The organism is Arthrobacter sp. 1088, from assembly GCF_031455315.1.
GTDB lineage: Bacteria > Actinomycetota > Actinomycetes > Actinomycetales > Micrococcaceae > Arthrobacter.
On the sequence record NZ_JAVDSM010000006.1, the window covers coordinates 58,788 to 78,083 of the forward strand.

General features: G+C 62.2%; 22 protein-coding genes. 4 read left to right on the top strand and 18 right to left on the bottom strand.

All coding sequences use genetic code 11. From position 1 onward, the window contains the following. Position 1 precedes the first annotated feature (1 nt). The 5 genes from J2Y41_RS10765 to J2Y41_RS10785 all read right to left on the bottom strand — a co-directional run bounded on the left by J2Y41_RS10765 (position 2) and on the right by J2Y41_RS10785 (position 6,204). Positions 2–1,975, bottom strand: a complete 1,974-nt coding sequence (locus J2Y41_RS10765) for an ABC transporter ATP-binding protein (protein WP_309928409.1) — start codon at positions 1,973–1,975, stop codon at positions 2–4. Then, positions 1,972–3,705, bottom strand: a complete 1,734-nt coding sequence (locus J2Y41_RS10770) for an ABC transporter ATP-binding protein (RefSeq protein WP_309928410.1) — start codon at positions 3,703–3,705, stop codon at positions 1,972–1,974. Before J2Y41_RS10770 ends, J2Y41_RS10765 begins: the two co-directional genes overlap by 4 nt. A gap of 72 nt (positions 3,706–3,777) precedes the next feature. Then, positions 3,778–4,680 (bottom strand): helix-turn-helix transcriptional regulator, encoded by a 903-nt coding sequence (locus J2Y41_RS10775; protein ID WP_309928411.1) that lies wholly within the window; start codon positions 4,678–4,680, stop codon positions 3,778–3,780. 132 nt (positions 4,681–4,812) lie between these two features. Then, positions 4,813–5,517: an AAA family ATPase gene (locus J2Y41_RS10780; RefSeq protein ID WP_309928412.1), complete on the bottom strand. Its 705-nt coding sequence runs from the start codon at positions 5,515–5,517 to the stop codon at positions 4,813–4,815. Between the two features lie 9 nt (positions 5,518–5,526). Then, on the bottom strand, positions 5,527–6,204 hold the full coding sequence (locus tag J2Y41_RS10785; protein ID WP_224088943.1) for an FMN-dependent NADH-azoreductase: 678 nt from the start codon (positions 6,202–6,204) through the stop codon (positions 5,527–5,529). A 167-nt stretch (positions 6,205–6,371) separates the two neighbouring features. Here J2Y41_RS10785 and J2Y41_RS10790 point away from each other — a divergent pair, with 167 nt between their 5' ends. The 3 genes from J2Y41_RS10790 (at position 6,372) to J2Y41_RS10800 (ending at position 8,157) form a co-directional block, all read left to right on the top strand. Further along, complete coding sequence (locus tag J2Y41_RS10790; protein WP_309928413.1) at positions 6,372–7,034, top strand: HAD-IB family phosphatase; 663 nt, start codon at positions 6,372–6,374, stop codon at positions 7,032–7,034. A 78-nt stretch (positions 7,035–7,112) separates the two neighbouring features. Beyond that, positions 7,113–7,520 carry a helix-turn-helix domain-containing protein gene (locus J2Y41_RS10795; RefSeq protein WP_223934520.1) on the top strand — a complete coding sequence of 136 codons (408 nt, stop codon included), beginning with the start codon at positions 7,113–7,115 and terminating at the stop codon, positions 7,518–7,520. 16 nt (positions 7,521–7,536) lie between these two features. Further along, complete coding sequence (locus J2Y41_RS10800) at positions 7,537–8,157, top strand: thioesterase domain-containing protein (RefSeq protein ID WP_309928414.1); 621 nt, start codon at positions 7,537–7,539, stop codon at positions 8,155–8,157. Between the two features lie 75 nt (positions 8,158–8,232). Here the strand turns inward: J2Y41_RS10800 and J2Y41_RS10805 are convergent, their stop codons facing one another. The 4 genes from J2Y41_RS10805 to J2Y41_RS10820 all read right to left on the bottom strand — a co-directional run bounded on the left by J2Y41_RS10805 (position 8,233) and on the right by J2Y41_RS10820 (position 11,253). Then, on the bottom strand, positions 8,233–8,844 hold the full coding sequence (locus J2Y41_RS10805) for a flavodoxin family protein (RefSeq protein ID WP_309928415.1): 612 nt from the start codon (positions 8,842–8,844) through the stop codon (positions 8,233–8,235). 54 nt (positions 8,845–8,898) lie between these two features. Then, positions 8,899–9,144: an acyl carrier protein gene (locus J2Y41_RS10810; RefSeq protein ID WP_224088948.1), complete on the bottom strand. Its 246-nt coding sequence runs from the start codon at positions 9,142–9,144 to the stop codon at positions 8,899–8,901. Positions 9,145–9,232: 88 nt separating this feature from the next. Then, positions 9,233–10,207 carry a beta-ketoacyl-ACP synthase III gene (locus J2Y41_RS10815; RefSeq protein WP_309928416.1) on the bottom strand — a complete coding sequence of 325 codons (975 nt, stop codon included), beginning with the start codon at positions 10,205–10,207 and terminating at the stop codon, positions 9,233–9,235. Then, a complete protein-coding gene (locus J2Y41_RS10820) occupies positions 10,204–11,253 on the bottom strand; it encodes an AvrD family protein (RefSeq protein WP_309928417.1) in 1,050 nt (349 codons plus the stop codon). The genes J2Y41_RS10815 and J2Y41_RS10820 overlap by 4 nt, the downstream gene beginning before the upstream one ends. 179 nt (positions 11,254–11,432) lie before the next feature. Here J2Y41_RS10820 and J2Y41_RS10825 point away from each other — a divergent pair, with 179 nt between their 5' ends. Further along, the gene (locus tag J2Y41_RS10825) at positions 11,433–12,269 is read left to right on the top strand and encodes an alpha/beta hydrolase (RefSeq protein WP_309928419.1); all 837 of its coding nucleotides are present in this window, start codon (positions 11,433–11,435) and stop codon (positions 12,267–12,269) included. A gap of 6 nt (positions 12,270–12,275) precedes the next feature. Here the strand turns inward: J2Y41_RS10825 and J2Y41_RS10830 are convergent, their stop codons facing one another. The 9 genes from J2Y41_RS10830 to J2Y41_RS10870 form a co-directional block, all read right to left on the bottom strand. Then, entirely contained in the window at positions 12,276–13,805 is a 1,530-nt protein-coding gene (locus J2Y41_RS10830) for a CYTH and CHAD domain-containing protein (RefSeq protein WP_309928420.1), read from the bottom strand. 95 nt (positions 13,806–13,900) lie between these two features. Next, positions 13,901–14,386 carry an SRPBCC family protein gene (locus J2Y41_RS10835; protein WP_224088953.1) on the bottom strand — a complete coding sequence of 162 codons (486 nt, stop codon included), beginning with the start codon at positions 14,384–14,386 and terminating at the stop codon, positions 13,901–13,903. A gap of 158 nt (positions 14,387–14,544) precedes the next feature. Then, positions 14,545–14,916, bottom strand: coding sequence for a hypothetical protein (locus J2Y41_RS10840; RefSeq protein ID WP_309928421.1), 372 nt, complete (start codon positions 14,914–14,916; stop codon positions 14,545–14,547). A 126-nt stretch (positions 14,917–15,042) separates the two neighbouring features. Then, complete coding sequence (locus J2Y41_RS10845; protein ID WP_309928422.1) at positions 15,043–15,378, bottom strand: PRC-barrel domain containing protein; 336 nt, start codon at positions 15,376–15,378, stop codon at positions 15,043–15,045. After that, positions 15,365–15,793, bottom strand: a complete 429-nt coding sequence (locus tag J2Y41_RS10850; protein ID WP_309928423.1) for a hypothetical protein — start codon at positions 15,791–15,793, stop codon at positions 15,365–15,367. The genes J2Y41_RS10845 and J2Y41_RS10850 overlap by 14 nt, the downstream gene beginning before the upstream one ends. Further along, the gene (locus J2Y41_RS10855) at positions 15,790–17,019 is read right to left on the bottom strand and encodes an Nramp family divalent metal transporter (protein WP_224088961.1); all 1,230 of its coding nucleotides are present in this window, start codon (positions 17,017–17,019) and stop codon (positions 15,790–15,792) included. Before J2Y41_RS10855 ends, J2Y41_RS10850 begins: the two co-directional genes overlap by 4 nt. After that, positions 17,016–17,567, bottom strand: a complete 552-nt coding sequence (locus J2Y41_RS10860; RefSeq protein ID WP_309928424.1) for a hypothetical protein — start codon at positions 17,565–17,567, stop codon at positions 17,016–17,018. Before J2Y41_RS10860 ends, J2Y41_RS10855 begins: the two co-directional genes overlap by 4 nt. Positions 17,568–18,119: 552 nt before the next feature. Then, the gene (locus J2Y41_RS10865; protein WP_216926527.1) at positions 18,120–18,278 is read right to left on the bottom strand and encodes a hypothetical protein; all 159 of its coding nucleotides are present in this window, start codon (positions 18,276–18,278) and stop codon (positions 18,120–18,122) included. Positions 18,279–18,508: 230 nt separating this feature from the next. Continuing rightward, positions 18,509–19,273, bottom strand: a complete 765-nt coding sequence (locus tag J2Y41_RS10870) for an IclR family transcriptional regulator (RefSeq protein ID WP_224088968.1) — start codon at positions 19,271–19,273, stop codon at positions 18,509–18,511. Positions 19,274–19,296 lie beyond the last annotated feature (23 nt).

The window sequence follows — 19,296 nt, forward strand, 5'->3', positions numbered from 1 at the left end:
CTCACACCTCTTCAGCCGCCGGCGCGGCAAACTGCGCCTCATAGAGTCGTGAATACGCCCCACCAGCAGCGAGCAGCTCAGCGTGTGTCCCCTGTTCCACGATCTGCCCGGATTCCATGACCAGGATGAGATCGGCGTCGCGGATGGTGGAAAGCCGGTGTGCGATGACGAAGCTGGTCCGGTCAGAGCGGAGTGCGTTCATGGCTTTCTGCACCAGGACCTCGGTACGGGTATCCACCGAGCTGGTGGCTTCATCAAGGATCAGCACCGATGGACGGGACAAGAAGGCGCGGGCGATGGTGAGCAGCTGCTTCTCGCCGGCGGAGACATTGCCGCCTTCGTCGTCGAGCACTGTGTCGTAGCCCTCGGGAAGGGAACGGACGAACCGATCCACATAGGTGGCCTGGGCAGCTTCAAGGATCTCGGGTTCGGAAGCGGTGGGCCGGCCATAGGCGATGTTGTCGCGGATGGTCCCGCCGAACAGCCACGTATCCTGCAGGACCATGCCCATCCGCGAGCGCAGCTCCTGCCGTGACATGGTGGCGATGTCCACGCCGTCGAGGGTTATGCGTCCTGCGTCCAGTTCGTAGAAGCGCATCATGAGGTTCACCAGGGTGGTCTTGCCCGCACCTGTTGGCCCAACGATGGCAATGCTTTGACCGGGCTCGGCCACCAGGCTGAGGTCCGTGATGAGTGGCTTGTCGGGCAGGTACCGGAAGGACACATTCTCGAAGACGAGCCGCCCGCGCGCTGGGCCCTTGGACTGGCCGGAAACAGGTTCCGGGGATTCTTCCTCCTCATCCAGAAGGTCGAACACGCGTTCCGCCGAGGCGACGCCGGATTGGAGCATGTTGGCCATGGATCCCAGTTGCGCCAAGGGCATGGTGAATTGGCGTGAGTATTGGATGAAGGCCTGCACGTCACCCAATTGCATGGCTCCAGAGGCCACTTGCAGGCCGCCCACCACAGCGATGCCCACGTACACCAGGTTCCCGATGAAGGTCATGGCCGGCATGATCAGCCCGCTCACGAATTGTGCCCCGAAGCTTGCCTGGTACAGCTCGCTGTTCTTGGCGCGGAACTTCGCTTGGACTTCGTTTTGCCGGCCGAAGACCTTCACGAGTGCGTGTCCGGTGTACGTTTCCTCGATCTGCCCGTTGAGCTCGCCGGTGTTTTTCCATTGCGCGACGAACAGTTTCTGTGAGCGCTTGGCAATCACCACCGTGGTCCCCAGTGTGAGCGGGATGGTCACCAACGCAATCAGGGCCAGCAGGGGCGAGAGCAGGAACATCATCACCAGCACGCCAAACACGGTCAGCAGCGAGGACACCACCTGGCTGATGGATTGCTGCAGGCTTTGGGAGATGTTGTCGACGTCGTTGGTCACCCGGCTGAGCAGCTCACCACGTTGGATGGAATCGAAATACCGCAGGGGAAGCCGATGGATTTTCGCTTCGATCCGCTCACGGAGGCGGTACACCGTCCGCTGGACGACGCCGTTGAGCACGTAGGCCTGCATCCAACCGAACGCTGAGGCCAGGACATACAGCGCCAGCACCCAGAGCAGCACGGAGGACAGCGCACCGAAATCAATGCCGACGCCAGGTGTCAGGTTCATGGCGCTCAGCATGTCGGCCTTGTTGTTCTCGCCGGAGGCGCGCAGGCCAGCAATTACTTGGGCTTTGGAGACCCCTGCGGGCAGTTGTTTGGACACGACGCCGGCGAAGATGAGGTTGGTGCCTTCGCCGAGCAACCTGGGCCCGATGACGGACAAGGTCACGCTGACCACTGCGAAGACCACCACAAGTGTCAGCCAGAACCGCTCGGGCCGCAACGTGCCCAGGAGCCGCCTGGCCGAGACACCAAAGTTGGCAGCTTTCTCGGCAGGAATGCTCATTCCAGCGAACGGACCACCACGTCCAGGCCCCATGGGTGGCCGCTGTGGCCCGCGTTGACCAGTTGTCATGGCGCTCATGCCGCCTCCTCCGCAGCCAGCTGGGAGGACACGATTTCCCTGTACGTTTCGGAAGTCTCCAACAGCTCATCGTGCGTTCCCTGCCCAACGATCCTGCCGTCGTCGAGCACTAGTATCTGGTCCGCGTCCGCGATGCTGGAGACGCGCTGGGCGATGATCACCAGCGTGGCACCGTTGGTGTGGTGTTTGAGGGCCTGCCGGAGGCGGGCGTCGGTAGCCGTGTCCAGGGAGGAAAACGAGTCGTCGAAAATGTACAGTTCCGGCTGTTTCACCAGTGCCCGGGCAATGGCCAGGCGTTGCCTTTGCCCTCCGGAAACGTTGGTGCCGCCTTGGGAGATGGGTGCATCCAGTCCACCTTCCATCTCTTCAACAAAGTCCCGCGCCTGGGCCACTGAAAGCGCCTGCCACAGTTCGTCGTCGCTGGCGTCGGGTTTGCCGTACTGAAGGTTGCTGCGAACAGTGCCTGAGAACAGATAGGGCCGTTGCGGAACCAGGCCGATATGCCCCCACAGCAGGTCCGGATGCAGCTCGCGGATGTCCACGCCGTCCATTCGAACCGCGCCTGCAGTGGCGTCGAACAGCCGCGGCATGAGGTTCACCAACGTGGTCTTGCCGGCGCCGGTGCTGCCAATAATCGCCGTGGTCTGGCCGGCCAGGGCTGTAAAGCTGACGCCGCTGAGCACCGGCTGCTCGGCACCCGGGTAGGCGAATCCGACGTCGCGCATCTCCAGTTCGCCCCGGCGAATACCGCCGGTAACAGGATTCGACGGCGGCTGGACACTTGATTCGGTCTCCAGCACCTCCCCGATCCTGTCGGCGGAAACGGACGCGCGCGGGATCATCACGGCCATGAACGTGGCCATCATGACGGACATCAGGATCTGCATGAGGTAGCTGAGGAAAGCGATGAGCGTGCCTACCTGCATGGAACCGTCCTCGATCCGGAACGAGCCGAACCAAATCACCGCCACACTGGAAATGTTCATGACCAGCATGACCACCGGGAACATGAGCGCCATCAAACGGCCTGCACGCAGCGCGACGTCAGTGACGTCGTCGTTCGCCTTTCCGAACCGGGAGGTCTCCATGTCTTCACGCACGAACGCCCGGACCACGCGGATGCCGGTGAGTTGTTCGCGCAGGACACGGTTGACGGCGTCGATCCGAACCTGCATTTTGCGGAACAACGGAACCATCCGGGTCACGATCAGCCCGACCGCCACCAGCAATACCGGCACGCAGACCGCGATCAACCAGGACAGTTGGGCGTCCTGCCGAACTGCCATGATGACGCCGCCAATGCTGAGCATGGGGGCCGCAACCATGAGCGTGCAGGACATGAGGACCAATTGCTGAACCTGTTGGACATCGTTGGTGGACCGTGTGATCAAGGACGGCGCCCCGAACTTGGTGACTTCCTGCTCGGAGAACTCCCCCACCCTGGCAAAGATGGCGTCCCGCAGGTCGCGGCCCATTCCCGTGGCTGCCTTCGCGCCGAAGTACACGGCAACCACGGCACAGGCGATCTGCAGCAGGGTGATCAGCAGCATGAGGCCACCCATGCGCAGGATGTAATCGGTGTCTCCGGTAGCGACACCGTTATCGATGATGTCGGCGTTGAGCGTAGGCAGGTAAAGGGACGCGATGGATTGCGCCAATTGAAATACGACGACGGCCACCAGGAACCGCTGGTGCGGCTTCAGGAACCGAACGAGGACCTTCCAAAGCATGGGGACTCCGAACCAACGTAGTGAACCGAAGGCCAGTTTACGTCTGGTTGCTGTGGGCAACTAGAGGGAAAATCAGCCCACTGCTTTCCTGTTCAAACCTTGCAGGGCAGCCTGCGTTCCGGTGCCGCTTTTGGGCAGGTACGTGAAAAGACGGAGGGCAGGGAACTGCGGAACACCCAGCACCATGGGAGCGAAGCTAAGGCGGCCCACCGCCGGGTGGTCGTACACAACATCCACATGGTACGAATCGCCAACCACTTGCCGCTCCCATAATTCGCGGAAAGCTTCCGAGACCTGGCACAGGCCCCGGGCCATGGCATCGAAACGGTGATCGTCCGGGAAGTTGGCCGATTGAGCACGGAACTGCGCCACCATGGAGCGGGCCATCATCTCCTTGTGCACGTGCGGCCGGGCAAGCTCGGGATCCGTGAAGAACCGTTGGAGGCAGCTTTCGCCCACACGCGTATCGAAGGTTTCCGCGGCCGTCGAATTCATGACCACGACGGTCCAAAAAGGGTCCGCGACGTAGCTGGGATTCGCCATGGCATCCACCAGTTGCTGCAGCAGAGCGAGCTGGGCGTCGCCTACGTCGAAGTTGTGGCCGGCCGTCTGTCCCAAAGCCGGCCCACCCGCCGCGCTGTCCTTGTTGCCGGTCAGACCTGAACGACGCGCCGACGCGAGCCGCCGGACATACGTCCGGTCCTCCGGGCTCAGCCGCAGTGCGTTCGAAATGGCATCGAGGATTTCCTCCGAGGCGCCAATAGCCCGCCCCTGCTCCAGCCACGTGTACCAGGAGACGCCGACATTGGCCAGGACGGCCACCTCTTCGCGCCTGAGTCCGGGAGTCCGGCGTCGTGGGCTGACTGGTAACCCGACATCCTGAGGACGGGTCTGCTCGCGGCGCGTGCGAAAGAACTCGCCAAGGCGGGCGTGGTTGGAGCGGGCTTGATGGGAAAGAGGCTGGTCGGCAGGCAATGGGTCTCCAGTAAAAAGACGAGCGTCCGGCCGACCTTCGCGGTGACGCGGGGGCCGGCCGGACGAACCGGTGAGCAGGATCCAAACGGATGTTTCCGTGTTCCTGCAGGATCTGGTTACTGCAGGGTCTGGTTACTGCAGGACCCGCTCCCGTTCGGAGCGCACGTCCAACTGCGCGTATTCCTCGGCTGCCAGGCGTGTGGCGTCCTGGGGACTCATGCGCGGCTCCAGGTTGAAGAGCGAAGCAATCTTCTGGAGGCGTTCCTCCACGGAACCTGACACAACGTGGAAGGGGATGCCCAACTCGTCCATGGTGTGCTGCAGGATCTCATCCGACATGTTCCGGAATTGATCATTGACCGGGCGGTGTCCGTCAGCAGAGAGCGGAAGCTCGTTCTTCAGGTGCACGAACACATCGAAGGAGTTCTTGACGTGCCTCTTGAAGCTGTTGCCCAGACTGGTCATCACCTCTTCGAAGAATGCGAGTTCCGGAGTCTTCTCCACGCTCTCCCCCGCCGCCAGGTGTGCTGAGGCACTGGGGTTCAGCCCGAGGGAAACCCGCACGGACCCGTAGATCCATTCCTGCAGCGATGAACCATCGGAGATGAAACCCTCCGAGAGCTTGTCCTCGTACACGGCACGCTCCACATGTCGGGTCACGATCATCTGGATGAGCTCCGCGGCGGTGCATTCCTCAAGGGTCTTGCCAGGGGCGGCCTCGGGCAGAATTTCCCGCATGGTCCTGGCCCTGGTGCGGGGCAACCCGGTGTAGTGGGACAGTGCCATGGACGTGAACGTCTTGCCCGAGGAATAGGTGCCCGAAATGCCAATGCGCACAAGGAACTCCTAGTCGTTGACGAGCTGGAGGGTGCCCGCGGCGCTGAGCTTGCCGGCGAATTCGATTGCAGCGTCGCTCAGGTCCGCTTCTGCAACCTGGCGGGTGCCATCGACGTCGCCATTGAGGACCGTGGGAGCGAAGCGGACGTGGGTTGCGTCCTGGATGCCCACAAAGTTCAGCCAGTCAGCGAAGAAGGTGCTGCTGAAGTCGGAGCCGAAAGCGGCCGGAACACCCGGAGCGTAAACCCCGCTGGTGTGGATCGCCAGAGCCTGCTTGCCCTCCATGAGGCCGCGGTAGCCCTGCTCCGGGTCAAATCCGAAGCTCCAGCCGGGCTGGGTGATGATGTCGATCCACTGCTTCAGCACGTAGGGGACGCCCGAGTTCCACATGGGGATGTTGAAGACATACGCGTCGGCCGCAGCGAACTGATCAAACACGGCGCGTGCGGATTCCCAAGCGGCAACCTGCTCCGGCGTCTGGTCCTGTCCGGTGAAGACAGCCATCTTGGCGGCGGCCGCGATCCGACCGAAAACAGGCAACGCACCGTCGTCGAACAAGTTCAGGGTCTCCAGCTCAAAGCTCTCCGGACCGGCAGCCTGGACGGAGTCGATAAAGTGCCGGGCCAACCGCAGGGAGTCGCTGTTGGCGTAGCGGGGAGAAGCGTTGATGTGGAGGATGGTAGGCATTGGCTTCCTTTCGAGGCTTTGCTGGGGGGACGCTTTGTGCCCCGTATTCGATCCTCACCCGGCTGCTGGGTGCAGCGTAAGAACGCACTTTTTTGTGCCTAGGGCACCTCAAAGTGCCCTCCCCTGGAAGGCCTCACATTGCCGGAGCGGTCCCTAGGATTCTTCCTGTGGAAGAATCCGGAAGCCCCAACACGGGCCAAAGCAGCGGCTCACGCCGTGGCACGTCCCAGGCCGCCTACACAGACATCGACGGCACCGTCACCGCCTACAACACCATTTTCGAGTTCCTCCGCTTCGACGCCGGCAACTCCCGCAAAGCTGAAGCGGAAGACTTCCTTGGGGGCCTCCGGGCCGCAGCCAGGAATGGCGTACCGCGCTCCGTGACAAACGCCCGATACTTCAGCTGGTGGCGGGGCCGCAGCGTGAGCGAAGTCCAGGAACTCGGCGAGCGCTGGGCAGATTTCCAGGCCGCGTCACCGGACAGCTGGGCCTTCCTGGAACCCGTGGCCTCCCTCCTGGACAAACACACCGCGGAGGGACGGCGCATCGTGGCCATCACGGCGTCGTTCGAGCCGGCTTTGGTACGTGTTCGACGGCGGTGGCCCCACCTTGAGCTGCTGTGCACGTTCCCTACTACCGCCAATGGCATCTATACCGGCGACATCGGGGAGGCCCTGGTAGCCGACGCCAAGGCGCGGGCCGTGGCAGCACACGCTGCAGCGTTCTCGGTGGACCTGTCGGGCAGCTTCGCCTACGGGGACCACAGTTCGGACCTTCCTTTCATGGCCTTGGCCGGAGAATCGCTGCTGGTCACCCCGGTTAAGGTTTGAGTCACCGGTTCCCCACCTGCAACAACCCCCAAGTATGCTGTGGCAAGCAGTCCACTTGATGAGGAAAGTATTGGGGATATGACTCTCACGGCTGAACAGAAACGCATGAAGGCCCGGAAGCACTACAACGCTTCCCTGGATCTTTGCCCGGCACGACAGCTGCTTGAGGCCATCAGCAGCAAGTGGGTCACCTTGGTGATGCTCGCGCTGGAGGACGGGCAGCAGCGCCACAGCGACCTCCGCAAACGGATACCCGGCGCAAGCCAGAAAATGTTGACCTCCACCCTCCGCTCGCTTGAACGGGATGGACTGGTCTTACGGCATGTGACCGTCTCCGTCCCCGTGCGAACTGACTACGAGCTCACTCCGCGCGGACATTCGCTGCTGCGGATCATCTTCGAGATGAAGGAGTGGGCCGAGGAACACATGGACGACGTCGCCGCCTCCCGCATGGAACACGACCGCCACCGGCTCGCTTTCAACTAGCGCCGGGACGCCGGAAATGCACCTGTTTTGCCTGCACCACGCGGGCGGAACCACGGCCAGTTTTGCGGGCTGGCGTTTTGACGGCGTGCACGTCACCAAGCTCGGATACCGCGGCAGGGATTTCCGTTCCGTTGGTGCCGCCGCAGCCGCCATGGCCGAACGAATCGCAAGCTCGCAGTCCGGTGAGTTGGCGCTCTATGGCCACAGCATGGGCGCCGTGCTCGCCTTCGAGGCCGCCCTTCGGCTTCAGGACACCGGGCGGGTGCTGCACGTGTTCCTGGCAGCCGCGCGGCCGCCGTCGGGAATGTACGACGCCGGCGCTGCCGCGGCAGCCGCTTTAGGCGCCCACTCCGAGCGGGCCAGGGAAGTACTGCTTGAGGATCTGGAATTGTTGGACAGCTATCCCGGGAGGCTGCCAGCCCGCCAGTTGAAGGTGCCGGCCACGGTCCTCTACAGCCCTGATGATCCTGTGGTTACGGCTTCGGAGTCACGGCGCTGGACGGACTGGTGCGCGCAGAAGCCACGATTGATCGAGGTAGTCGGTGGGGGCCACCTGTTCCATATAGGAAACCCGAAGGTCAGGGCGATTGTGGCAGCCACCCTGACGGGCGCCATCGTTGACACCGGAACACTTTAGCGCCACGGAAAACGCCCGGCGACGCCCGGATATGGGCAGCGCCAGGCGTTTTCCGTGGCAGTGAACGAGAAAGCCCTAGGCTCCCGCGCTCACGAGTTCGCGGTCAAGGGCGGTCTTGCCGGCAGCGAATATGGCGGCTATTTCCGCAACGCGCCGCCCTAGGTGCTCTGCGGTAGCGATGTCTGCGGGATGAACGCCTTCGACACCGACGTCCGAGAATGTCTGCGCCGCGGCTCCGTTGAAGTAGCCAAAGCGGTTGAGATCGTTTTCCGTGCCCTTGGTGCTCTTCCATCCCGGGAGAAGGCCCAGGTTGATCCAGTTCATGCCGTGCTGGGCTGCGAAAGTGGAGAAGTAGTCCAGGGTGGAATTCTTGTCGCCGGCCTTGCAGGCGGCATTGGTAAAGCCGGCCCCCAGCTTGTTGTGCCATTTCTGCACGGCCCAGCGGCCTGCGGTCTTCTCGGCGAACGCATGGAATGCCGATGGCGCCGTGCCCATGTAGGTAGGGGCGCCGAAAATGATCGCATCTGCCTGGTCGATGAAATCCCAGGATTCCTGGGTCAGCTCATCCACGCGAAGGAGAGCCGTTATGGCTCCGGTGGCGGCGGCAGCGGAAACCACTGCGTCTGCCAGGACCCTGGTGTGGCCCGAGCCTGAATAATAAACAACTGCAATCGCCGGAGTGGCCATCAGTGTCCTTCCTGTTTGTTCTGTGTGGTCGTGCGTCTACGTGTGATGGTGTGACTAGATGGCGGGCTGCAGGGCCAGCTTTTCCGTGACCATGCTTGCTGCGGCGCGGGCGCTGCCTGCCTCGGCGAGCTCGAATTCATCCACGCGAACACCGAATTTGTTGCTAAGGATCACGGCGGCTTCAACGAGTGACAATGAATCGATGTCAAGGTCGGCGAAGGAGTCGTCCGGTCCCATGTGGCCGAGCTCGTCCATGGTGGACCCAATCGCGCCTACGACGTCCATTGCTGTAATTTCCATTTGCTTCCCCCTTTTACAGGTGGCCCGGGTTGGCCGGCGCCACAGTGGTCCTGCAGGCACCCCGGCCGGCAGGAATCGGTGTCCGGCCCTAGTGCGGGTCGACAACCGAGATCGATGGCCAGGTCATGGCAACGGCTCCCCAGGTAGTCCCTCCGCCAAAGGCAGTCAGGACCACCTTGTCTCCGGGGCTCCTGTGGCCTTTGGTTCCTGCGTCGGTCATGGCCAACGGGATGGATGCGGCTGAGGTATTGCCTACCCTGTCCAGATGGACCTCCGCCTTGGATGCCGGAATGCCGGTCACCGAAGCAACGGTGTTCAGGATCCGGAGGTTCGCCTGGTGTGCAATCAAGGAATCCACATCGCCGGCAGCCCAACCAGCGCTTGCGAGCACCGTTTCCACAGAACCGGACATCGCTGCGACTGCCTGCGCGAACACTTCCTTGCCCTGCATTTCAAAGAATGAACCAGGGCCTTCCGGCACGTGGATGAGCGTTTCGCCCTCGCCATCGGAGTGCAGCGTTGACGCCTTGATGGCCCCGGGTTCGTCTGCTGTTCCAGCGGACAAGTAAGCCGCGCCCGCTCCGTCCCCGAAGATCACCGAGGTGGTCCGGTCCCCCGGATCGAGCAAGCGGGTAAAGGTGTCCGCCCCGATCACCAGTGCCGAGTCCACGGATCCCGAACGGATAGCCCAGGTGGCCGTGGTCAAGGCATAGACAAATCCAGAGCAAACTGCGGAGACATCGAAGGCAGCAATGCCCTTCAACCCCAGGTTCGCCGCCACCTTGGGTGCCGTGGCCGGGCAGACCTTGTCCGGCGTCGAGGTCGCCACCAACAAAAGCTGCGCAGATTCGACGCCGGCACTGGCCAACGCCCGCCGACCCGCCGTCGTTGCCAGCACGCTGGTGCTTTCCGTTTCGTCAGAGTGGCGGCGCTCGGCGATGCCTGTCCTGCGCCTGATCCATTCGTCCGAGGTATCCATGACAGCAGACAGGTGCTCGTTGGTGACCACCTTCCTGGGCAGTGCTCCGCCCAGGCCGCGGACAACGGCGGATGCCGCACTCATTTCCTATCCCCTACGGAAGCGCTTACTGCCGCAACCTGGGACGGCAGTTGGTGGGCAACGCTGCAAACTACTTCGCCGCCGTCGAACGTTCCTACGACATCAGCGCAGCGCCACCATCCGCCGTCCTTTTCGATCAACCGGCTCTTGTGCAGCCGCACTGCAAGGCCGGTCCCCTGCCCGCCCCCATTCCTCGGGCAGGAGCCGTTGAGAGTGATGCGGGTTTTGCGCATCCACAAAGTGTTGCTGTCCGCGCGGTCCATGGAATCGAGCCGGTACAGGAGTACCTGTCCCAGCTGCAGCGAGGCAACAAAGTATTCGACGGCGGACAGCGCCTGCGGGTAGGCAGCCTCTAGCCCGCGGCGGTCATCCAGGCTTCGGCCCAGTGAGGACTGTTGGGAGGGCCGCTGGCGGAATGAGAGCTGCGCGCTGGCCGTTCCTTCACCGGGATCCAGGACCACGTCCAGCAGCGAGACGTGCCGTTCTGCCCACAGCCCACCGTAAAGGCGCGTGCCGGCGTCGCCCACCAAAGCTTCCTCCGACGGAGACTGGACTGACGCCAGCCCGAGCTCGGCGTGCTCATGGGCCACTTCCAGTACCGCGGTCATGGACGCAACAGAGCAGCGAAGGACCGAAGCGTGTCCCAGGTCCTGTAGCGTCGCCCGGCATTCGAGATCGCCGAGCGCACCTTCAACAGGCTCATTGCCACCCGAAATGGTCACCGACGAAATGTAGGCGGCAGGCAACAGCCCGGGAGAATACCGGCTGGCCAACAAAGCCTCCGCCATCCTGGCAGCCAAAACAAGGACGTCCGTGGTGCCAAGGTGAGGGGTTTGCTCCGAGTTCCCCTTCATGGACCACGTACCTTCAACGCCAAGGGCTGCGCGGGCAGTGAGCGTGGATTCGGAGACCGTGTGGTTTACGCAGAGTTCCCGCAGCCTGGGGTTGGTGGTCTTGTAGCCGTGGCTGAAGAACCGACCGCGACCATCGCCCAGGAGTTCGTCGATGGAGGTGTAACTCCGGGTGTTGGAGTGCAGGGCAAGTGGCATGGGTATTCCTAGGATCGTCATCGGCGGTGATCCTAGAATCCATCGCGCAGCCGACCGCAACCAGTGTCCGTGGATGGTGGTGGTGGGAACACCACCCTCACCGCTGTGGGCGTGTCTCTCCCAGCCCGGACAGTAGGCTGGGAACGTTCGTGTAGATCCGCATCGAAGGGACTTGAGTTTTGGCTTACATCACCGTCGGAAACGAAAACAGCACCGGGATCGAGCTTTATTACGAGGACCATGGGACGGGCCAGCCAGTGGTCCTTATCCACGGCTACCCGCTGGATGGTTCATCGTGGGAGAAGCAAACTGCTGCCCTGCTGGATGCCGGCTACCGCGTTATCACCTATGACCGCCGGGGTTTCGGTAAGTCGAGCAAGCCCACGGTGGGCTACGACTATGACACCTTTGCCGCGGACCTCAAGACCCTCCTGGAAACCCTGGACCTGAACGATGCCGTGTTGGTTGGTTTCTCCATGGGCACCGGCGAGGTTGCACGCTACATCAGCACCTACGGCTCCGCCCGGGTGGCAAAGGCTGTATTCCTCGCATCCTTGGAACCATTCCTCCTGAAGACCGATGACAACCCGGACGGTGTTCCCCAGGATGTCTTCGATGGCCTGTCCCAGGCCGTGAAGGCCGACCGGTTCGCCTTCTTCACCGACTTCTTCAAGAACTTCTACAACAGCGATGCCTTCCTGGGGACAGAGCGGCTCAGCCAGGAATCCGTGGACGCCAGCTGGAACCTTGCCAGCCAGTCGGGCGCGTTTGCTTCCGCAGCCGCCCAGCCCACGTGGCTGACTGACTTCCGCGCGGACATCCCCAAGATCGATGTTCCAGCGCTGATCGTCCACGGCACCGCGGACAACATCCTTCCCATCGACGTCACCGGGCGGCGCTTCAAGAAGGCGCTGCCCAGCGCCGATTACCAGGAGATCGAGGGTGCTCCCCACGGTCTGTTGTGGACGCACGGCGCCGAGATCAACGAGGCCTTGCTGGCGTTCCTGAAGAAGTAGCAACTCCTACTTTTTGAGGCGGAGCTTCCTGGCTTTCCTGCCGCTATGCAGGTACTCCTGCTGCGCGGCGTCGGCCTTTGCGCGTTCTGCGGCATGGAGCAGACCGTAGGTGAAAGCGCTGTTACTGGCACCGGAGGCAGACCCCAGCTTCAAAAGCTCGGCACGGGCCATGGCGCTGTCCTGGTGTTCACCCAAAATGGTCTGGACATCATGGGCAGCGTCCGCGAGCTTTGCGGCGCGCTTCCCGTGGACACTTTCAGCGGTGGCCGCGGCAAAGCGCAGCTTCTTGGCAGTCTTGCGGACGTTGTGAAACGCAGAGTCACGTGAAGGCCCGACGGCGGCACCCACCGCTGCATCGTGGCGTTTGGCGAGGCGTTTGCCCGCTTTGTTAACGAACTTGGCTGTGGTCTTGCGTGCCGGCCCGGTTCCTTGCGGTGCAATTGCGGGAGAGTCCAGGAACGCTTCGAGCCCATCCAGGAGCCGGAAATAGCGGGGACTGTTGAGCCGGGTCCTGATTGCTGCCATCGCCGTGTCCCTCCGAACGTTCATCCGCTCATCCAGTTCAGCGTGGAGAGGACCCAAAACCATCTTCATTGGCAGTTCCTCCACATCCTTTCTGAGCCGCTCATGAAGGACCTCTACATCCCGGTAGCGTCCAAGAGTCCGAGCCAACGATTTCAGCTCAAGCTCAAGTTCCTGAACCGGGGAACCCTTGAAAAGCTTGCGGTAACTATGGAGCACCGAACGGATCCGGCGGGTCAGTGAGCGCATCTTATGGACGGAATCGTCACGGTTCATTCGCACATGCGCGTCCTGCAAGAGCAACTTTGCCACTTGGGCGTCGAGGTAGTTCAGGACAGGCACCACGGCCGGTCCCTTGCCGCTGGGGACCTCGCGGCCGGACCCCTTTGCACGCGGCCAGGAATCTCCCAGGGCTGTTGCCAGTTTGGACGACCGCCCGCTGGGGCTCGCCCCGGCGCCAGTGAGCTGGCTTGCCACGGCATCCAAAATGTCGTCGCCATTGTCCGAGGGCCCGCTGCCGTTGAGTTCCACTTCCCATTCGCGCCATTGTTGTTCATGGGCATTCCCCAGCGACACACGTGCCCGCACGTGGTCATCCACGAACTCCGCAACCCGGCCGCCGTCGTCCTTGTAGAGGGGGTAGCTGGTGCGTTCGGTGTTGAGTGTGGCAATTGCTATGACTGCGTGTCCGCGCGTGTAGGCAAGGATCCGGTCCATGAGTTCCACCGGCACTGCATCGGCCTGGCCCAAGGGTGCATGGATTTCGGTGCGACGTCCCGGGCTGTGGGGAAGCTTGAGGTGCCAACCGGCGTCGGGGCCTCCTGTCCTGCGCCGCAACGTGATTCCACGGGCCGCAAGCGCGAGGTCATTCGTGTCGAAATAGACCGCCTCCAGGCTATGGGCGACTGGCTCTCCCACGCGGGCAACGCCGTCGATCCTGTCAAGCGTGGGAAGCGGCGTGGAAGGATCGACGTCGAACTTCCGCTCTGCCTCTACGTTGCTGGACGTAGCCATCACTTCTCCTCACTGGAGCCTGTTCTTCGTAGCACCCATGGAGGCCGGCCCCTTCGCTGGCCGACCTCCACCGGTATGGGGCTTACACGAACCCTTTAAACCAATGCTCCTCCGCCTTCGTCCACATCACCACCGGATACTGTGCCACGCCAGGCTCCGGTCTCATGGCCTTGGGCCTCGATGAACTTCTTGAACTTGTCCAGGTCCGCGCCCACGCGCAAACTGTCAGCTCCCACTGCCGAGCCGGCCTTTTCCGCGAGGGTGTCCGGCTCCCATTCGATCTCTACGTTGACGCGTGTGTGCCCCGCGTCCAACGGTTCAAACGTCACGGTTCCCGCATTGCGCGGGCCGTCCACGCTCGCCCAGCTGACTAATGCATCAGGCACCTGCTCGATGATCTGCGCGTTGTATTCGCGCTTCACGCCGCCCACGTTCGTTGCGAAGTGGAGGGCTGTGTCGTCGATCTGCTGCACGGACTCCACGCCATTCATGAACTCAGGAAACGTCTCGAACTGCGTCCACTGGTTGTAGGCAACGGACACGGGTACATCTACTTCAACTGACTTATTGACGGTAGCCATAAGGTGTCGCTCCTTCGATGTGTCTTCTCGTAGTGCGTTGTATGTACTGCGCTCTAAAGTGCCGGACTCTTTTGAGCCTTGTAGTGCCGGCGGCGCGCCAGCCGGCTGGCTGCATAACCGGTGGCGCGCCTGTCTTATGGGCGCGCCGGGGTTACGGCCTAACCTGCGTCGAAGTTCTCTTCGTCGTCGTCCTTGGGTGACTGGTCCCGGGGCAGATCATTGCCGCTGCCATCGGCCAGGGAGTCTGTAGGCTGGTCCAGATTCTGCTCGGCCTGGGACTGTTCGTCGATGCCACCGAAGCGGCCGGCGCCAGGTTCGCCTGCGCTGTCCGAGTCCTCAGGATCCAAATGGCTGAGGTTTGGTGCGCCGGTTGCGTATGTTTCGCCATCAGGGCTGTCCTCGCTCAGGCCGGCTTCGCTGAGGTCCTCTTCCACGCGGGGCTGTGCCTGCGATCCGCCCGCTTCCTGCTCTGCTGTGGGGGTGCCGTAGCCCCCCGCTTCCTCTTCTGGCGTGGCGTTCTGCTTGTCCATGTGACCTGTCCTTTCCGTGCGGTGGAACGTGTTAATGGAACACTTCGAACCTATAAGGACGGTTGGCGACGTGTCCATGCTTTGAAGAAATTAGTCAGCAAACTTAGCAATTTCATGCTTGAGGCGCTATCGTGGCAGCCCCGATTCATAAGCCACGAAGTCCGGACGAAGCACCACCTCCCGTGAACCCATCATCGCGATGTCCTCCCACAGCACCAGGAACGATCCCCGATGCCACCAACGCAGGAGCTGCGCCACCGGCCACGGCTGCGTCATACCTTGCCGCTCATACCCAAGGAAAGACGACGCCGTCCGTGGACTCACAATGATGCCCACCACGCGGGCTTGGCTCAGGAGCTGGGTAGGCGCAGAATCCAGGGCGAAGCGGACGTCTGAAACCTCTCCCAGCCGTTCACCACCGCTATCCACCACCTCACTGCCCAGCATGTCAGTCAGGATCATGGCTACCACCCGGGATCCGCCCGATCACATGGGTCCGAAGCCACCGCTCCACCCACGACGCGTCGAGTGAGTCCGAACGCACCCCAACCGAGATGACGGTGTCGACGCCGGACACAACGTCCCATGGAATACGGATCAGCCTGTTCGACGGCGGCCTGCCGCCGAAGATCCGCGTGCCCAGTACCGGACCTGTCAGCAGTGCCGTAATGCTCGGCGGTGCAGCACCTTCGGGAATGGGCTCGTCAGGTGCGGGACCACTCAACTCGAGGTCGTCGACAGTGGTGACGGGTACGCCGTCGACGTCCAACACCTGACGGTCCAGCAAGTGCAGCTGCGCGTCCAGGACCAACCCTGCCGGGCGTGGCGCAGGCCTGATTTCATGCGGCTGGATCTTCCTGCGTTTAGCGGTACTCATGCGCCTGCTCCGGTAATGATCATGAGTGGAATGGCGGCCAAGGACGCGGCAAGGATGATCACCAAATAGACCAACCCGGCGATGTTCACGGCCCTGTTGTTGACGTGCTCACCCATGTATTGGGGATCGTTCGCGACAATCAGGATGGGCAAATAGGTCAGAGGCAGCGCGATCGCGGAGAACACCACGGAGTACTCAGTGACCAGGATGGGGTCTACGCCAGTGGCGAGGACAGCGGCACCCGCCAGAAGGACCACGATCATGGACATATGGAACCTGGCGGCCTGCGCCGGGCGCCGGAACTTTCCCCATGACCATCCAAAGAACTGCGCCAACGTGTAGCCGCTGGACAGCGTGGTCTCCAGCGCCGCACCGAAGGTTGCGGCCACAAGGCCCACAATCAGCACGGCCAAGGCAAGTTGGCCTCCGGCCAGGGCAACGGGCAAGGCCACTTGCGAAAGCGTGGTGACGCTGATTCCCGCAGGCAGGAGAACGACGGCGGCGCACGCGGCGATTGCCACGGAAAGGAACCCGCCCAGCGGGAACCCGAGCAGAACGTTCATTCGGGCCTGGAGCAGATCCTTGACCTTCCACCGTTCCTCCACAGCGCCCGAGGAGAAGAAGAAGACCTCGTAGGGGGTCATGGCAGCTCCGAAGAGAGCGATGGCAAAGTACCAATACACGCCAGCGCCTTCCTCCTGAGGCACCGACGGCGTGAACGCTTGGGTGGCCAGGACCCCCCAATCGGGCTTGAGCAGGAAAAGCGCCACTGCAAAGACCACCAAGGAGAGTCCCAGGAGACCAGTGACGTTCTCCATGATTTTAAACTTCACGCGCCAAATCACCAGCCAGACGGCCAGCAGCGCGACGGGGACCCAGAGCAGGTAGGCCACGCCGCTGGCCAACTGCAGGGCCAAAGCGATGCCGCCGATCTCGGCGGTGACCGTCATCAGGTTGATCAGGAAGGAAGCGCCAAGGTTGGCCAGTCCGGCGCGCGGTCCCATGCGTTCGCGAATCACCTCGAACGTAGCCCGGCCGGATACCGCTGCCACCCGTCCTGACATGTTGGCAAAAAGGCAGATTCCGACGACGCCGACCACCACCACCCACGCCAAGGAAAGTCCAAAGCGGGAGCCTACTACGGCGTTGGTCACCAAATCCCCGATGTCAACGAAGCCCCCGATTGCCGTCAGGATGCCCAGTGCAACGCCGAGGAGCCGCTTCACTGGATGCCGGCCTTGGTCATGAGGGCTTTGAGCTGGTCCGTTGCACTGCGCAGTTCGGCCAGGACTTGGGGCAGGCCATTCTCGCCTGAACCCGATTGCCCCTGTTCGGGGCCACTGGGTTCCGGGCCACTGGGTTGCGGGCTACCGGGTTGCGGGCTACCGGCAGGAGCCGTCAACGCGTCGCGTGCATGCAGCAAGGCGCGCGAGACTGTGGCGAAGGATGCCAACATGTCATCCCGGAGCGACTTTTCCTCCTCCGTGGGAGCCGTGAAACCTTCAACTTCATCGGTAGCGGACTCGACCTCGCCCAACATGTCATCCGCAGCAGTAGAGCCGGCAGCCGCCGTCGTGCTGTTCTTGATCCTGATTTCCACCGCCAGGGTAGTGGCCTGGACGGCAGAGAAGACGTCCTTGGCTGGTCCCTTAAGCGCCTCCGGGGAAGGACGTTGTGAGCATGCCGTCAATGCTCCGGCGAGTACCGCCAGAGCCAGAAGAATCGTCGTCAGGCGCTTGCCGTACCGGCTCACGATGGCTGCGGAACCTGGCAACCGGCTTGTGGATCCATGCCTGTGTAATTAAGGGGCCCGGCCACAATATTCAGGGCGATGGTCGCAAACTGCGAACACTGCGCGGGTGGGGCGTTGTAATAGCCGCGTTGGCCGGCCGCTATTGCTCCAATGACGAGCCACACAACTACGAACAGCCCAATAATTGAACCGATTCGCATTTCTTCCCCAATCGATAAACGGAATTACTGCCCAGCTATTAGTACTGGCTGGGTGACCAAAGGGCGCGGTCGGGCCCGGGATCCCTTCCCTGGCCGCGACCGCAAAACCCATGTCAATCCGAAGGATTGGTTTCGGTAGTCAAACCGCGATCGTCTGCGGTCCGCTCATCTTTTTCTTCTGCCGGCCCGGGTGGATTCGCTGATTCATTTCCCCCGGCATCGGCGGCATCTTCCGAACCTTCCCCGGATGCGTCGCCAACAGGTACCTGATCGCTTGAGGCGGGCGCCCCAAGATCGCGTGGGATCGGATGACCTGGCGTCGTGATCCCATCGTGCACCTGGCTGAAGCCGGCAACTTCGGTTGGATCAGTTGTCATACGCGCGACCGGCCCCGGCCGAGAACCCAGCCAATGAGCGCCAGGACCAGCAAGATAATTCCTACCCACAGCAGGAAACTCAGGGCCTGGTTAAAACCGCCAACAAGCAGCAGCACGATCGCAATGACGCCGGCAATCACCAATAGTGTGTTCATCTAAGCTACGCATCCCTTCAAACAAATTTGTCCAGTTAGGAAGGCGTCCGCTGGGACTCCAATTGGAGCTCCACCCCAAAGCAACGGGCACCGAACGGAGAAATGTTCTCTCCTTATTCCGTACTTACCCCAAATGACAACAGTTCAAACAGAACCGCCGCCCTCGAAGCACGTGCACAGCATCATGATAGGCGCGCATTGTGTTCCGGCGAAGTATTTCAACAGGAAACTTAGTACCTCTTCGCCGAAAAAGCTCCAAGTGCCTGGCTGATCTCCCGCGCAGTACCCGCGGCGGCCTCTCCGTATTCCTGATACTTGGCAGGCACGATCCTGCTTGACGGCCCGGAAATGGAGATTGATCCTGCCGCCACACCGCCTGGCCCCAACAAGGGAACACCGATTGAGGTGATTCCCGTACTGAGGCCCTGCTCATTGATGGAGTATCCGCGTGCACGGGTTTCCGCGATCATGGCCCGGAGCTGCGCCGGGTCCACCACCGTTTGCGGCGTTAAGGCTTCAAGGGGCGTGGCCAGATAGTCATCCACGATCTCGTCCTCAGCAGCGGACAAATAGGCAATTCCGGTGGAGGACGCGTGCATCGGCAAGCGGGATCCCAGCGGCAGGAAAGCCCGCAGGACATGGGGCGTGTCGAGGCGTTCGATGATGAGCATGTACCCGCGGTCCGGGACCGCGAGGTGGACAGTCTCCGTGGTGTCCAGCTGCAATGCATTCAGGGGGCCCATGGCGGCGTCGCGGATGACCGAGCCGCTGCTGCCCCGGCTGGCCACGGCGAAAGCATGGTTGGTCAGCACCCACTTTCCGGCCTGCGCTTCGGATTGCGCCACCCATCCCAATTCCGCCAGGGTCCTGAGCATGCGAAGGACCGTAGCCTTGGGGACATCCACCTCACGGCTCAGCTCCGACAGGCCTGCCGGCTGGTTGTCCGATACGGCTTCAAGAACCCGGATAGCCGTGACCACACTCTGCGTACTCATTCACACTCCCCCTTGACCGCTCA